The 14627-nt window shown below is 39.4% G+C and carries 15 protein-coding genes and 1 riboswitch; of the genes, 2 read left to right on the top strand and 13 right to left on the bottom strand.

What is annotated here, in order from left to right:
* Positions 1-45: 45 nt before the first annotated feature.
* Together menC and NST81_RS06190 are read right to left on the bottom strand one after the other, a co-directional pair.
* A complete protein-coding gene (gene menC, locus NST81_RS06195; protein WP_003355026.1) occupies positions 46-1149 on the bottom strand; it encodes an o-succinylbenzoate synthase in 1104 nt (367 codons plus the stop codon).
* A gap of 439 nt (positions 1150-1588) precedes the next feature.
* Positions 1589-2737, bottom strand: coding sequence for a M20 peptidase aminoacylase family protein (locus NST81_RS06190; protein WP_341028931.1), 1149 nt, complete (start codon positions 2735-2737; stop codon positions 1589-1591).
* A gap of 692 nt (positions 2738-3429) precedes the next feature.
* Here NST81_RS06190 and NST81_RS06185 point away from each other — a divergent pair.
* Positions 3430-4593 carry an IS256 family transposase gene (locus NST81_RS06185; protein ID WP_048623008.1) on the top strand — a complete coding sequence of 388 codons (1164 nt, stop codon included), beginning with the start codon at positions 3430-3432 and terminating at the stop codon, positions 4591-4593.
* A gap of 286 nt (positions 4594-4879) precedes the next feature.
* Positions 4880-5713, top strand: a complete 834-nt coding sequence (locus NST81_RS06180; protein WP_341028930.1) for a protein-glutamine gamma-glutamyltransferase — start codon at positions 4880-4882, stop codon at positions 5711-5713.
* A gap of 298 nt (positions 5714-6011) precedes the next feature.
* On the opposite strand, the gene NST81_RS06175 is transcribed toward NST81_RS06180, so the two are convergent.
* The 11 genes from NST81_RS06175 to NST81_RS06125 form a co-directional block, all read right to left on the bottom strand.
* Entirely contained in the window at positions 6012-6212 is a 201-nt protein-coding gene (locus NST81_RS06175; RefSeq protein ID WP_003355029.1) for a cold-shock protein, read from the bottom strand.
* A gap of 192 nt (positions 6213-6404) precedes the next feature.
* Positions 6405-7394, bottom strand: coding sequence for a sucrase ferredoxin (locus NST81_RS06170; RefSeq protein ID WP_340397248.1), 990 nt, complete (start codon positions 7392-7394; stop codon positions 6405-6407).
* Positions 7395-7718: 324 nt separating this feature from the next.
* The gene (locus NST81_RS06165) at positions 7719-8972 is read right to left on the bottom strand and encodes a right-handed parallel beta-helix repeat-containing protein (RefSeq protein WP_341028927.1); all 1254 of its coding nucleotides are present in this window, start codon (positions 8970-8972) and stop codon (positions 7719-7721) included.
* A gap of 238 nt (positions 8973-9210) precedes the next feature.
* Positions 9211-9876 (bottom strand): haloacid dehalogenase type II, encoded by a 666-nt coding sequence (locus NST81_RS06160; RefSeq protein WP_341028926.1) that lies wholly within the window; start codon positions 9874-9876, stop codon positions 9211-9213.
* A gap of 141 nt (positions 9877-10017) precedes the next feature.
* Positions 10018-10515 carry a preQ(1) synthase gene (queF, locus tag NST81_RS06155; RefSeq protein WP_048623005.1) on the bottom strand — a complete coding sequence of 166 codons (498 nt, stop codon included), beginning with the start codon at positions 10513-10515 and terminating at the stop codon, positions 10018-10020.
* A gap of 30 nt (positions 10516-10545) precedes the next feature.
* Entirely contained in the window at positions 10546-11274 is a 729-nt protein-coding gene (queE, locus tag NST81_RS06150; protein ID WP_341028923.1) for a 7-carboxy-7-deazaguanine synthase QueE, read from the bottom strand.
* A gap of 1 nt (position 11275) precedes the next feature.
* The gene (gene queD / locus NST81_RS06145; protein ID WP_048623003.1) at positions 11276-11707 is read right to left on the bottom strand and encodes a 6-carboxytetrahydropterin synthase QueD; all 432 of its coding nucleotides are present in this window, start codon (positions 11705-11707) and stop codon (positions 11276-11278) included.
* On the bottom strand, positions 11707-12369 hold the full coding sequence (queC, locus tag NST81_RS06140; RefSeq protein WP_445662358.1) for a 7-cyano-7-deazaguanine synthase QueC: 663 nt from the start codon (positions 12367-12369) through the stop codon (positions 11707-11709). Before queC ends, queD begins: the two co-directional genes overlap by 1 nt.
* A 295-nt stretch (positions 12370-12664) precedes the next feature.
* Positions 12665-12708, bottom strand: a riboswitch (PreQ1 riboswitch).
* Between the two features lie 212 nt (positions 12709-12920).
* Positions 12921-13592 (bottom strand): type 1 glutamine amidotransferase domain-containing protein, encoded by a 672-nt coding sequence (locus tag NST81_RS06135; RefSeq protein ID WP_003354271.1) that lies wholly within the window; start codon positions 13590-13592, stop codon positions 12921-12923.
* A 265-nt stretch (positions 13593-13857) separates the two neighbouring features.
* Entirely contained in the window at positions 13858-14124 is a 267-nt protein-coding gene (locus tag NST81_RS06130; RefSeq protein WP_003354269.1) for a metal-sensitive transcriptional regulator, read from the bottom strand.
* A complete protein-coding gene (locus tag NST81_RS06125; RefSeq protein ID WP_341028919.1) occupies positions 14114-14497 on the bottom strand; it encodes a sulfurtransferase in 384 nt (127 codons plus the stop codon). The genes NST81_RS06130 and NST81_RS06125 overlap by 11 nt, the downstream gene beginning before the upstream one ends.
* Between the last annotated feature and the right edge of the window lie 130 nt (positions 14498-14627).

Below are 14627 nucleotides of genomic sequence, written 5' to 3'. Positions count from 1 at the left end.
AAATGACAAAAAGGTTTGCCAAAAAATCATTTTGTCTAACATCCATTAAAAAACTTTTTGGTGGCAAGTAAAAGAATCAATCGCTTCGAAATCTGGCTCATAGCCAATTCCGGGTTTTTCAGGGACATGAATCCATCCATTCTCGACGGTCACTTCCGGTTGAATGATATCACGTTCCCAATAATGAGATGAGGCAGCCGTATCCCCTGGCAAAGTAAATTGATCTAGAGTAGTGATGGCAACGTTATGGGCGCGGCCGATTCCTGCTTCAAGCATTCCTCCACACCAAAGCGGAATGTGATGTTCTTTGCAAAAATCGTGAATTTTGATAGACTCTCCTAATCCGCCAACGCGGCCGATTTTCAGATTAATAATTTGACAACTTCCAAGTTCAACAGCTTTTCTTACATCTTCAAGACTATGAATGCTTTCGTCCAAACATATCGGCGTTTTCAGTTCCTTTTGAACCAACGCATGATCGACGATATCATCGTGGGCCAACGGCTGCTCTATCATCATTAAATGAAAGTCATCCAATTGTTTCAATAACGGAACATCTTCCAAACGATAAGCAGAGTTGGCATCGGCCATCAAAGGGAGCTGCGGAAAATAATGACGGATTTGTCTGATCACTTCTACATCCCAGCCAGGTTTGATTTTCACTTTCACTCTTTTATATCCTTGTTCCACATAGTTTTTGATCATTTCCAGCAAATCATCGATGGATTTTTGAATGCCAAGGCTGATACCAACCTCTATTTGTCGCTTTTTCCCCCCAATCACTTGGTAAAGCGGTTTGTTTAAGCGCTTTGCATATAAATCCCAAATGGCCGTTTCAATAGCGGATTTTGCCATATAATTCCCGCGAATCGGCTGAAATATCGAATTTACTTCATGTGGATGAGAAATCTCCCGCCCCTTTATCAGGGGGATTAAAAAATCTTCCAAAATGTGCCAGTTGGTTTGGAACGTTTCTTCAGTATAGGTGGGTGCGCTAAAGGCAACGGATTCCCCCCAGCCTATATTCCCGCTCTCATCTTGCACCTCAACTAAAATGAAATCTTTCATTTGGATGGTGCCAAAACTGGTGACAAAAGGAAGTTTCATTTTCATTTTCATATGGCGCATGCTTATTTTTTCAATAATCATACAAGTCATCCCCTTCTATATCGTTGCACATTCGGAACCAGCAGGTAAATTGAACTGATTCTTTTGCATTCTTACAAATTTCATTACAACCATTCCCGACTGAACATAATTAAATTAACAAGTCTTGTTTGATGACAATTTCTGCGCCAATGATTTTCTTCAGCTCATGACCGCTTAGGATCGCTCGATATAGCAAATTGTAATGGTTAGGTGAATAAACAGAGATCCAACCATCATCGTAAAATCCTATCAATTATTTCCCAGGAAAAAACAGAAACGGTCCTATTTCGTTGCCACATTAAAGATACTGAAAAACACGTCCATTCAAAAAGTTTGACAGGTATACCGATATTCCGTTGATGAATAAGCTTTCATCACTATTTTTGGCCCATTGTCGGATTGTGAGTTTATTAGAAACGATCGATTTTCATTATACCATTCATCCGGCCTTGTCCTTATCCGACAGTTCGAACGTGCGCATCACTGCATTAGCCAATATTTCGATACCGGTAAAGATTGCTTCCGTTTGAAAGGTCATGTTTGGATGATGAAGCCCTGGACGCAGATCGCAGCCAAGTCCGAGCATCGTAGCTTTTAAATCTGGTTTATGGAAAGTATAATGATGAAAATCCTCGCCCCCCGTTGTCAGCATGCCAGGAACCAGCCCTTCTTCCCCCAATGTTTGGATAATCGCTTTGGACATGATTCTTTCTGCTTCCGGATGGATGGAAGCAGCTTTCACATCGGCTTCCATTTTAGCGTGGATCTTAACGCCAAATTGAATTTCTAATGATTGGAATATTTTCGATACATGTTCCATTAGCTGCTGCATAGTCTCGTTCGTTTGTGCTCTAATATCCATTCGAAAAGAAGCTTTTCCCGGAATGAGGTTTGCCGCTTCCCCGCCGGCATGAAAACTTGTCAACTTCACAGAATAAGGGATTCTGGGATCGAAATGAATTTGATTCAAAGCGTTAACCAAAGCGGCTCCAACTTCAATGGCATTTTGCCCTAAATGAGGCCTGGCGGCATGGGCATCTTCTCCATGAATCTTGCCTTGAAGAAATGCTGATGCGCCATGTTTGATACTTGGTGAAGCCTGACCAAAGCGAAGTTCTTGAATAGGCCGCAAATGAATGCCGTATAAATAGTTCAAGCTATCAATAACGCCTTTTTCAATCATTTTCAGCGCCCCGGTACCTTTTTCTTCTGCAGGCTGAAAGAGAAACATCAACTTTCCGGGAGGACTATAGTTTATTTTTTTGAACAAAAGCATCACGCCAAGAACAATGGCCATATGGGCATCATGGCCGCATGAATGATTGGCTTGCCATATTCCGTCTTTTTCTTGCCATAAAGCATCCATATCGCTTCTGACCCCGACACATATTCCGTTTTTCCCTTGGCCGAATTCTACCACAACTCCCGTACAATCCGTAAACGTTTTTGGTTGATAGCCGAATGTTTTCAGCTGTTCAGCAATAAAGCGTGTCGTTCCAAACTCATGCCAGCTTTTTTCCGGATGATGATGGAAATAGTCAAACAGCTGGTGAACAACAGGCTTTAAAACCTCCAATTCTTTTTTCACGTCCATACCTTCTCCCTATGCGAATCATCATTTTATCATTTAAGCATCCATCCGATTTTAAAACGTTATCTATATGTTTTTCTCCCGATACTTTGTTTAGAATGCGAGTGCACAAACGATTTTTTATAAAAACAAACTATTATGCGTCTTTTCCAGCGCCGAAAATCCATGATTTCCTGTTTTCTTTTATCTTATGGTCCATCAAAGATTTATTCTTCTCATACAGCTTCTTTAATTCTATGCACAAGAAAATTTTTGAATTTTCCCAAAATAGGAAACGGATTTTTTTCAAAGAGCTTCTTCACTCAGAACCTTGTTCAGGTTGGAATCAATTATTTCTTTCGTTTTTCACCTATTGATGAATTCATTCGTCATCCTAGCCTTTCGGATTTTCCAAACGATCTCTTTTGCTTGATTGAATGTATTAGAAATCAAATTTTTCTAATTTTCAAAATTGTTCTTTCGTCATTCTGCCTAAATCATTTGAAAACGAGCATTAAATATTGTTACACATCCTTTTTAAAAGATAGTGCCCCGATATATCAACATTTTAAGGTTATTTTCAGATTTATTGAACCTTTTGATGATGTAAATTATTTTGTGTAAGCAAATTTTTCTACTAGAAAAAAAGAAAAAGGCAGGGTATTCTCAGATTTGCGACCAAACAAAACTGAAAGGAGATACCCTACCTTATGAGTAATAGTATACTCAACTCAGATTTCGCAAATCAACTGGAAAATATGATAAAAGATTTTGTTCAAGAAAAGCTTGAATTCATCATGAGAGAAGAAATCAAAAATTTCCTCCAAGTGGAACAGGAACACGTTCAAAACTCAAGAAATGGTTATTATCACCGTACTCTTGATACAAAGTACGGGAAAATAGAAGCTCTTACGGTTCCAAGAGATCGCAACGGGGATTTCCAGACTCAACTGTTTGAGCCTTATCAACGTCAAGACGGCTGGCTGGAACAGGCGATTATTAAAATGTATCAAAGTGGGATGAGCACTCGAGAAATTGGGAAGTTTATCGAAAGAATTCTTGGTTCAACCTACTCTCCTACCACGATTAGTCATATTACAGATGCCGCGTTGGAGGATATTCAAAAATGGCAACAACGTCCATTAAACAAACGGTATTCTGTGTTGTATCTTGATGGGTTTTATATAAAAGTTCGTCGTGATACGTATGCCAAAGAAGTCATTTACGTTGTTCTTGGTGTCAATGAAGAAGGTTATCGTGAAATTCTTGGCTTTTACGTTGGAGGTCAAGAAAGCGCGCATGGCTGGCAAGAGATTCTCCAAGACCTTTATACACGCGGTGCTCATGAAGTCTTACTTGGTGTTTTTGATGGACTCCCAGGTCTTGAAGAAGCCTTTAAAGCCGTCTATCCGAAAGCCGATGTTCAACGATGTGTGGTCCACAAAGTAAGAAATACGTTAAACAAGGTAAGGAAAAAAGACCAATTTGAAGTGGCTGAAGACCTAAAGCTGATCTATCGTTCGATGACAAGAGACGCAGCCATTCAAGCCTTTCATGAGTTTAAAGACAAGTGGTCTAAAAAGTATCCTAGAGAAGTCCAATCTTGGGAACAGGATTTAGATGTCCTCCTAACATTCATGAAATATCCGACCAGTATTCGTAGTGTCATCTACACGACCAATGCTATTGAACGAACGATTAAAGATATACGTAAACGACTCAAAACGATGAACAGCTTAACCAGTATTGAAGCAGCAGAAAAAATCACGTTCTTAACGGTACAGGACTTGAATGAAAAATGGTCCACTAGAAAACTTAAAGGGTTTTCTACGGCATACAAGGCACTTCAAGATATGTTTGAAGAAAGATACTGAAAGACCAAATTTTGTTCATGAAGAACAGAGTCTAGGGAGACTAAGTTGTCTTATATGAGACTGAATATTCAGTCTCATATAAGACAACTAAACACCTCCTCCAAGATTAAAAAAACGTATCTGAGAATACTCTCTTACACAAAATTCTTGACGGTACCAACCTTTTCCACAGGAACAAATTTTATCATTATTCTTCGATCATTCATATAAATAATTAAACTATATGCAGTATAGCGATTTTTTTCATTCCTTTATTCCGATTCTCTAAAACGAGGAGAGGTTATGATTGATCATTATTAATCAAAAATTAGAAGATTTCAGCCAAATGGATCTGGGGACTTTATCCAATGAAGCATCTACAATCCTTCAATTAATGGGGAAATACAGTACGGTTTATGAGTATGAAACAAAGGAGCAACTTGAATTTGAACTGGCGATTAGACTTCAAATCATTCAAGCGGCTAAACGGTTGTATAAAAGCGGTGTCCATTTTGCCACTTTTAGTACATCTAAATGCAACGAAAAATATTGGACGCTTACCGAAAAAGGCGCCTTTGCCCTCAAAACTAATGTTTTGCCTCAAACTGCGATTGAAGACATCTTCCGTAACGGCAGAAAGTATGCTTTTGAATGTGCTACAGCCATGGTGATCGTCTTTTATAAAGCAGTTTTGGAAATCATTGATAAAGAACAGTTTAATCTCCTTTTTTCAAATCTTTATCTATACGATTGGCAATATGACCAAGATCTTGATCTCCGCAGTCATAAAGGAACGGATTTTTTACCCGGAGATTGCGTTTATTTTATCAATCCTGATCATGATCCTAATACTCCGGAATGGCAAGGAGAAAATGCGATCGTATTGGATGAACGTCTCTATTATGCACATGGAATCGGGATTACAACCAGGCAAAGAATCATTGATATATTAAATACAAAAAGAAAGCAAAATCCCAATCAATCCGCTTTTTTAACCAATCAAATCACTCGCCTGAATTTTCGGTCTTTACTTCCTTACAAACCAAAAATAAATCGTGATCATCACCACGTGCACCAGCATTCCAGCCTTTTTTCCAATCTAATCATTTCTAAAATAGGTTCGAAAACTTATCTTTTATAATTTTTTATTACAACTGTCCAAAACTCTTCATTGTTGATTTCGGAAAGAAGTTGGGTTCCCGGCCAAAATTTCGAATGGATGGCAAGCGGTCGATCAAACTCATGACTTTGGATGAGATGTGGACATTGATTTAAATGGAAAAGAATCAGGTTGACCTTATTTTGTTACGGTTAGATGATCACTTCAGAGTGGTTTGGTTGATGCTAAACGGCGAAAGAATCGGTTTTCATTCAGGCTATAAATCCTTTTCATTGAAAAGGGGGTGACTATAACGAAGTCACCCCCTGATTCATCCTCATTATAGTTTGACTACATGTTCCGCCTGAGGTCCACGATTTCCTTGAACCACTTCAAACTCCACTTGTTGTCCTTCTTCCAACGTCTTATATCCTTCTCCTTGAATGGCGCTGTAATGAACAAATACATCGGATCCACTATCAGATTCGATAAATCCGTATCCTTTTTCAGCATTAAACCATTTAACAGTGCCTCGTTCCATATTAAAACCTCCAACATATAAATTCATTCTTTATTTAGTTTCTCCAAAAAAAGAAAAAACATTCACTTATCCATAAAATATTCTTTTTCTGCCAAAAAAAGGCCCTACATCGATTACGGAACAAACGGAATCGTCGCAATCAATGTAGGACCGCAAATGAACCGTGCTCTTCACGGCTCCTATTGAAACGGATTAATGATTCATTTTATCCAATCGAGTCGTTCTATATTGTTTCACATCGCTCGGTTCTGCCCCGCATCCCCAAACTTTGATCGTTCTTTCAATTTTTACATCGGCTTCATAAGTTCCTTGCTGTTGGCCGTCTGGTGAATGATAATCAATTCGTACCCGAGCCGTATTCTCGCTTTTTTCAACGATCTTCGACTGTTTCATCATTTCTATCCAATCCCAGCCCATTTTCAAAAAGGCTTCCCGCTCTGCTGCTTGTTCAAATGGAGAAATAACTCCCCAGCCTCGGTAAGAACCGGCTAGATCAGAAAATGCACCCTTCCGGAACAATAGAGCATCCAGTTGATTTGGATTCAAATGGCCCCAGTAGCGTCCTTCCGGCAAGTCAAGCATAGTCGGCGCATAGCGATGGCCTCCCAAATGACTGGAACGCCATACGCGTAAACAAGAATCAGGATTTAATGAAAGACGTTCCTGAATTTCCTTATACAGTTCGTAGCCAAACTTTCCACAGCACCGATCGCGGCTGCCTTGTGTACATAAAAACAGCTCTCTGATATGGGATGAAGGCTGCAAGTACTCATCAAATTTCTCTAAAGAAGCGGTATTGGCTAAAAAACCTCGCACCAACTCGTGAACTTTTTGACTCGGAAGCAAATATTCCCGTTTTTCATAATGAGCCAAAAAAGAGTCCGGTCGTTCAAACAAAAAGACGCGCGAATACCCATCAGGAGAAGGGAGAGTATCCGAATGAAACGCTAAAAACCGGAAACTTTTTTCTTGCTCTTCCGCCTCTTTTAATACTTCCAACAATTTTTCATTCATTTTTGGGGACTGTTCTACTTTTTTTGTCCATGGAAATGGCGTTTCCACCAAAATATAGCGCTGATGAACCGGAGCTGAACCGATTGGATCAATTCCATTGGTCTTGGCTACGATGGAACAATAGTCATGTAGATCTGCTTCTTTATGGTTTGTTTTTGTTTCTAACATCCTTTGCATCGTCTCCTTGCTTTTCAACTTAATCGCCTTTTTCTTCATCCACTTGAATATTCTTTCTTCCTATCACTAGTTTAATGATAGGGGGATGTAACTTGCAAATGTATGGTCCGTTTTTTCTTAATAATATGTAGGAATCTTAATTATGAACAAAAAAATCTTCATGTTCACAAAACAAAAACACCGTCACGTACGAACGGTGTAAAAACAAAGTCATATCAAGAAACCCTAACTATTCATTCCGGACAAAAAGGCTCTACTTACTACCACTTAACCTGAATTCTAATTAGGAAATAATGCCTTGCAGTTTTTTAAACTTTATTGTGATCTTTGGTCCGAAATGGTTGCATGATTATTTTCGGCACTTAAGGCAGCCAAATCATCGTATGGTGGTCCTGTTGTAGTTCCAGCTAGCAAGACAATATCAAACTCATTTGCCGGGATTCCCCATGAATTACCATTAAATGTCGTGAATGCCCGATCCACTAAAAAACCACCTTTTGTATTATAAACCACGTTATTATTCATAGCACCCGTTATTACATTTGGATTGATATAAATACCTGTCCGCAACGAATAAAACGTATTATTTTCAACTATTAAATTCGTTACATTAACCTGAGGCACTACTGCCCGATTCACTACCCAGTCAGACATTGGCAATGCTTGTGGAGGACCGAATATTGTGTTATTCATCAAACTTGTATTCGTTCCGGCAACTTGGATGAATTCTTTCTGGTAAGGAGTATCACTCGTTATGGTTAAACCATCAATCGTCGTATTATTCGATAAAATTAACAATGGAATAAGATCGGCCTGCAATACAAGCAATGTTCCTGGCTCGCCTTTTAAAGTAATCCCTTCCTTATTGACGGCAATTTGAGTGGTGATAGGGTATGTTCCACTTAATACATGGACCGTTCCTCCCGGATTTACGGCTGCAATACCTTCTGTAATGCTACCAAAAGGATTCGCTCTGCTTCCATTTCCATCAACTGAGCCTGCAAGAACAAATATATTGTTCGGATCTACGAGTTGATCTATTGCATGATTAAGAGCTTCTTGTACACTTGCCACGGTAGGATATCCTGAAACGGGTCGATTCGTTAATACGGTTCCGGCTGCTTGATCTTTTTGTGCCTCTGTTAGGCTGTTGTATGCTGTAAGATCAAGCCCTAATTGTGGATTTTCAAGAGCAGCCCGCATCTCAGCCACTGTTAGAGCATTATTTACTGCATCTAGACTGCTGTTGCCTCCAGATAAGACGTAATCGGTTAGTTCCTTTGTGATTGTAATCACATCATTAGTATTAAGAAGATTATCAAGCTCACTTCCAACTACGGTTACAAATTGAATTTTGCTATAAAGATCTCCTGCAAAAATAGTAAACAAAGAAATTCCGTTCAGGAAAGAGTTTTGAGCGTTTCCAAAGCCAACGACCTCTGTTTCTCCCGGATCAAGTACAAAAGAAACCGTCCCATCTTGACTTAGCGGGTCATTTCCTTCACGAACAAAGAGAGTGACTTGTAAAGTGGCCGGGCTTGTATTTACAAATGTTTTTGTACCTGCCATCTTATTTCCCTCCTTTCTTGCTTAATTGATCAAATATATTATTCATAAATTAGATAAAAATACCAACTGCTTATTAAGAAAGACAGATCACTGTCTTCAGTTCATCATATAAACAAGCTGGTCAAAGAGTGAAAACAAAATAGCCCTTTTTTAAAAAGGGCGCAACGGATTCCATTGGGATTTTTCAAATAATTCAGTTTTAAAAAGAACACATTTAAAAAAAGGGGCCTACTATTCTCTATATCCATTCCAAAATACCGGTTAAATCTTCATATATTGCATCCGGATATAATTCCAGCTCTTCTATCGGCAATTTGTTCCGATTAATCCAAGCGGTACGAAAACCAAAGTTTTTTGCACCAGATATATCCCATCCGTTTGAGGAAATGAACAATACTTCTTTTCGTGAAACTTTTAGCGTATGTAATGCATGATCATAGGCGGCTGGAGTTGGTTTATATTGTTTTACTTCATCAACGCTGATGACATCATCAAAAAGTTCGCCAAATGGAGAATGATCGATCAATGGATCTAGCATATCATGCGACCCATTTGAAAACACAGCCAAAGTCTTGTTCCGTAATTGAAGCAAAACTTCATGGACTTCGGGAAAAGGAGTAAGATGCAAATAAGTTTCCATTAAAAATTCCTCAATTTCAGACGGTATGCTCCGTTCATTTTCTTTCAGGGCATAGCGGAGAGCATCTTTTGTTATTTCCCAAAAAGAGCGGTATGTTCCCATGAGTTGACGTAAAAAAGAGTATTCTACTTGCTTTTTCCGCCAAGTCTGACTAATAGACTCACCTTTTCCAGGATATAAAGTTTCCACTGCTTCTTTCACAGAATGTACATCAAAAAGAGTTCCATACACATCAAATACAAATGCTTTTATGGATTTAGACATTTTTCTCCCCCTTTAAAAAATAATAAACTTAATATTCTGCAATTTAAAACCACTCTTTGAAATTTTATGATAAAAAAGCAGCCGCATCACAGCCGAATCCATTAAAAAACCCTCTGCGGAAGTTCCGCAGAGAGCGAAATATTAGCGATTGTCGATTTTTTCAGGATATAAATCGTGATTCATTAATCGATATTCAGCCATTTTTTCATATTTTGTACCGGGACGTCCGTAATTGACATACGGGTCGATCGAGATTCCGCCTCGAGGAGTGAATTTTCCCCAAACTTCAATATAGCGAGGATCCATGACATCGATTAAATCGTTCATAATGATATTCACGCAATCCTCATGAAAATCTCCGTGATTACGAAAACTAAATAAATAGAGCTTCAACGATTTGCTTTCGACCATTTTTTTGTCAGGAATATAACTAATATATATTGTAGCAAAATCCGGCTGGCCCGTTTTTGGACACAAGCTTGTGAATTCCGGGCAATTGAATTTTACAAAATAATCGCGGTTCGGATGTTTGTTGTCAAATACTTCGAGAACCTCTGGTGCGTAGTCGAATACATATTTTGTTCCTTGATTGCCTAACAACGTGACTCCTTGCAATTCTTCCTCATTTCTTCCTGCCATTTCGGCTTCCTCCTTTTCTACTTTTTTTGTTTAAACCCCTCGTTTATTTCCCCATAAAAGAGTATGGAGCTGCGGCAGTGCCCGAACATCATTCATTTCAGGCGATACAGAAATTTTTTCTACAAGCCATTTCATTTTTGTTAATAAATGCTTAATCAACTGATCATCATCGGCCGTAGCTGGATCGTCATTTCCTACTTGGACAAAAAAAGGAACAGAGGGGTAGCGTTGATGGACGGAGACAGCATAATCAAAATCACGATCATCAAATATTACCACTTTTAAACTAAAAGTTTGGTGGTTTTTCGCTTGAAGCTTTTTCACGATGTCATCCAGCACGAAAAAATTGGTTTTCATCCCTGAACTAGGAGGCTTCGGTGAAATCGTTAAATCATCGATTTGCCAAAACCAATCTTGCCAGCGGCTCCCTTGCGTTTCAAGACCTATACGGATTCCTTCCTCTTTCAGCAAATCAATGAATTCTGAAAGGCCAGAGATGAGCGCCGGGTTGCCTCCGGAAATCGTCACATGACTGAAACAATCACCGCCCAGTTGTTTGAGTTCCTTCCATATTTCCTCCGCCGTCATTTGTCGAATGTCTGCTTTTGCCGATCCGTCCCACGTAAAAGCAGAATCGCACCAACTGCATGAATAGTCGCAGCCGGCCGTTCGGACAAACATTGTTTTTTGACCGATTACGCTGCCTTCTCCTTGAATGGTCGGGCCGAATATTTCTAATACAGGCACCTTCTTAGCCATATTACTTCCCTCTCTTCGGCCGATAAACTACATAACTGGTCGGTGTTTCGCGCAAGAACACCTGCAAGCATTTTGGCTTGTTCGGCAATGTGTCCAAATAAGCTTGTATCATTTCGTATATTTTTCGTGCCACTACTTCGGTGGAAGGAAAGTTTTCAGGCTGTTTTTCACTGAACATTTGGTGATCATTCAAAAGTGTATGGTCAAATGGATACGAAACAATTTTTTTCAACGCTTGAAAGTTCACCAAAAATCCGGAATCATCCAACTCGTCACCTGCAACCGTTATATTGACAAAATACGTATGGCCATGTACATTACGGCACTGTCCTGCATCTGGATGAGGAATGAAATGAGCAGCTGCAAATTGCAGATCTTTGTTTAATTCATACGTATAATCATGCTGCACTTGCGGATAAATTTGTTGGAGCATTACTTACTACCCCCGTTCTTTTTGGCTAAATATTCGTCCAATCCCCGCTTCCGTAGTTTACAAGCCGGGCAATGGCCGCATCCGTCAGCCATAATACCGTTATAGCAAGTTAACGTATTTTCACGGACATATTCGAGCGCTCCCAACTGATCGGCAAGTTCCCAAGTTTGTGCTTTATTCAGCCACATCAGCGGGGTGTGAATGACAAATTCGTATTCCATTGCTAAGTTAAGCGTCACATTTAAGGATTTGATAAAAACGTCCCGGCAATCTGGATAGCCGGAAAAATCCGTTTCGCAAACTCCTGTAATAATATGGCGAGCTCCCGATTGTTTTGCCAGCACCGCAGCAAACGATAGAAATAACAAATTTCGACCGTCCACAAAAGTAGTAGGGAGCTCCCCCTCTTTTTGCTCAATCTCAATCTCTTTACGAGTCAGTGCATTAGGAGCGAGCTGATTTAATAAAGACATATCCAGCACTGTGTGCTTCACTCCAAGATCATGAGCAATCGTTTTTGCCACTTCTATCTCTTTTCGGTGACGTTGTCCGTAATCAAAAGTCACCGCTTGAACTTCTTGAAAATTTTTCAAAGCCCAAAATAAGCATGTTGTGCTATCTTGTCCTCCGCTGAATACCACAACCGCTTTTTCCTCATTCAACATGATCTTCACCTTTTCTTATATAAATTGTCATTATTGAATTTTTTCTCCATTCGAACAAGGCCTTCCGGGTCCACGAAGTCCATTATTGAGCAATCGTCAACATAATAAAAAAGATTGCGCAGAAAAATGACGCAACCTCCCCCATCCATCAGCAAAGAAACAAACAGCTGACTGCCGCTTTTAAAATCAAATCAAATAAAAAGCATCTTTCCATTTCGTACGAACTAAAGGGAAACGTGCTTTGACAGACATGCAAAAACGGCAGCCCGGACATTGTTTCCTGGACGGATGTCTCTCCTTAGTTTTTTATAGAGGGAGTTCGCGAACCTCTCCCGCGCGTTATGCACGGATTTCTTATGGAGTTGTTCAAATGATCATTCATCATTCTGATTGTTTACTATAGCACATTTTTATAGATTCGACTACTATCAGGATCCATCCATTCATTTGTCTTATTTTTCCATTCACAAGTAAAACACACCGTTCAACAAGACGAACGGTGTGAAAAATCGTAAATTCAACTTCTATTTAGAACAGTTCCAGGTCTGTTATTCCGGATTTTCAATCGCTTCAATCACTTTTTCAGCCGTGCTTTTGCTGGATTGTGGATTTTGTCCTGTTACCAAATTTCCGTCGCGGACAGAGAAATCGGACCACTTTTCACCTGAAACAAAGTTCGCCCCTTTTTCACGCAGCTTGGATTCCAGTAAAAATGGCATATGTCTGTCCAGCTGCGTTTCCCTTTCTTCCTCATTCGTAAAAGCGGCTACTTTTTTCCCTTTCACTAATGGAGTACCGTCTTTATAGGTGACGTTGACAAGCCCCGCCGGACCATGGCAAACAGCGCCAATGACTCTTCCATCTTCGGCGAATTGCTGCAATACATATTGCAACGTTTCATTATCCGGAAAATCAAACATGGTGCCATGCCCTCCAGGGAGGAACACTGCATCAAATCCAGCGGCATCTTCTTTGCTTAATTTCGCTGTGTTTTTTAATTCTTTTTCCGCTTCAACCCAATCCGGATTTTTTTCTTTTATGCTATTTGGATCAAGAGGAACTTCTCCGCCGTTAATGCTCGTTACTTTGACATCATATCCTTTTTCCTTAAAGGTCAAATAAGGCACCGCAAACTCTTCCAGCCAAAGTCCCGTCTTGTGATCATCCGTAATCGTTGTATGGTTCGTCACAACCATGAGAATACGTTTATTGTTCGCCATTTGATGTACCTCCTTTAATTGAGTCTCATGACGTTTTCGAATTTACTATAATGATTCTTTCCCGATAAAACAAAAGATATGCTTCGGTTTGATGAACCTTAAAATCGTTATTAAAGGTCCAATCCATATTCTATGACCTTCAAACTGCCTTGCTGATATTCCCTTTTTTGAAATGCAGAGAGCCACCTCTTATTACACTTTCGAATAGCCATCCAAATTCATGGACACTTTGCTTTAAATGCCAAATGCCAGCCAGTTAATCGATTTATCTGCTTTTTACGAGAAGCTGCACCGCTTCTTTAATGACCTCAGAACGAGCTTGATCTTCTCCCTCTTCCATTTGTTCACGAATGCATTTTTCTAAGTTTGTCGCCACTATTAGTGCAATCGCCCGATCCAAAGCACTTCTTGCTGCACTTAATTGGGTAATTACTTCTTTACAATCTTCCTCTTGGTCCAGCATACGAAGTACTCCGCGAACTTGTCCTTCGATTCGCTTTAAGCGGTTTTTAATATCTTTACTATACTCCATTCCCGGCTATCCCCTTTATCCTTTTTTGATCACACGAACAGTTCGATAATGAATAACTTTTAACTTTAAACCCTTTTCTCGCTAAAAACCGAAGACCTAGATTCAATTCCAGTGGATCTTGCGCAATCAAATGAATGTTGTTTTTGGGAATATCTTTATAAAAACATTTTAAGTATGCATATGGAATATTCAAAGATGTATGACCGTCCGTTTTCATGACTTCATTATAGTCCCTGATATCCAAGAACGTAATTTGGCCATCTTGGCGCTGTTTCCTTTGATCTATACACGGAATGCCTTTAACCGGATAGTAACGTTTATAAAGTTCTTTTAAGCAAATAAAAATGATGAATAATATCAGCAATCCAACCATAAGCATCTCCCATATCTCGTATATTCTATACTCACAATGGATAGTATACCCTATGGGGTGTTTAGTCAAGTAGATTGATTTATTATGAAGCATGAGGCTTTTGCCGCATCTTACATCGTATTTTCTTGTA

Origin of the sequence: Bacillus sp. FSL W8-0223, assembly GCF_038006805.1 — a bacterium.
Classification (GTDB): Bacteria; Bacillota; Bacilli; order Bacillales; family DSM-4216; genus Bacillus_O; species Bacillus_O smithii.
Note: the sequence above shows the minus strand (reverse complement) of the source record. Positions and strands in the feature narration are given on the sequence as shown.

Bases quoted from the DNA above. Each gene is read 5' to 3' on its own strand.
- queF (WP_048623005.1), bottom strand. From the start codon at position 10,515: ATGGCAGGAAGAAATGAGGAAGAATTGCAAGGAGTCACGTTGTTAGGC.
- menC (WP_003355026.1), bottom strand. From the start codon at position 1,149: ATGATTATTGAAAAAATAAGCATGCGCCATATGAAAATGAAAATGAAA.
- queE (WP_341028923.1), bottom strand. From the start codon at position 11,274: ATGGCTAAGAAGGTGCCTGTATTAGAAATATTCGGCCCGACCATTCAA.
- NST81_RS06185 (WP_048623008.1), top strand. From the start codon at position 3,430: ATGAGTAATAGTATACTCAACTCAGATTTCGCAAATCAACTGGAAAAT.
- NST81_RS06165 (WP_341028927.1), bottom strand. From the start codon at position 8,972: ATGGCAGGTACAAAAACATTTGTAAATACAAGCCCGGCCACTTTACAA.
- NST81_RS06125 (WP_341028919.1), bottom strand. From the start codon at position 14,497: ATGGTTGGATTGCTGATATTATTCATCATTTTTATTTGCTTAAAAGAA.
- queD (WP_048623003.1), bottom strand. From the start codon at position 11,707: ATGCTCCAACAAATTTATCCGCAAGTGCAGCATGATTATACGTATGAA.
- NST81_RS06160 (WP_341028926.1), bottom strand. From the start codon at position 9,876: ATGTCTAAATCCATAAAAGCATTTGTATTTGATGTGTATGGAACTCTT.
- NST81_RS06135 (WP_003354271.1), bottom strand. From the start codon at position 13,592: ATGGCGAACAATAAACGTATTCTCATGGTTGTGACGAACCATACAACG.
- NST81_RS06130 (WP_003354269.1), bottom strand. From the start codon at position 14,124: ATGGAGTATAGTAAAGATATTAAAAACCGCTTAAAGCGAATCGAAGGA.
- NST81_RS06170 (WP_340397248.1), bottom strand. From the start codon at position 7,394: ATGTTAGAAACAAAAACAAACCATAAAGAAGCAGATCTACATGACTAT.
- NST81_RS06175 (WP_003355029.1), bottom strand. From the start codon at position 6,212: ATGGAACGAGGCACTGTTAAATGGTTTAATGCTGAAAAAGGATACGGA.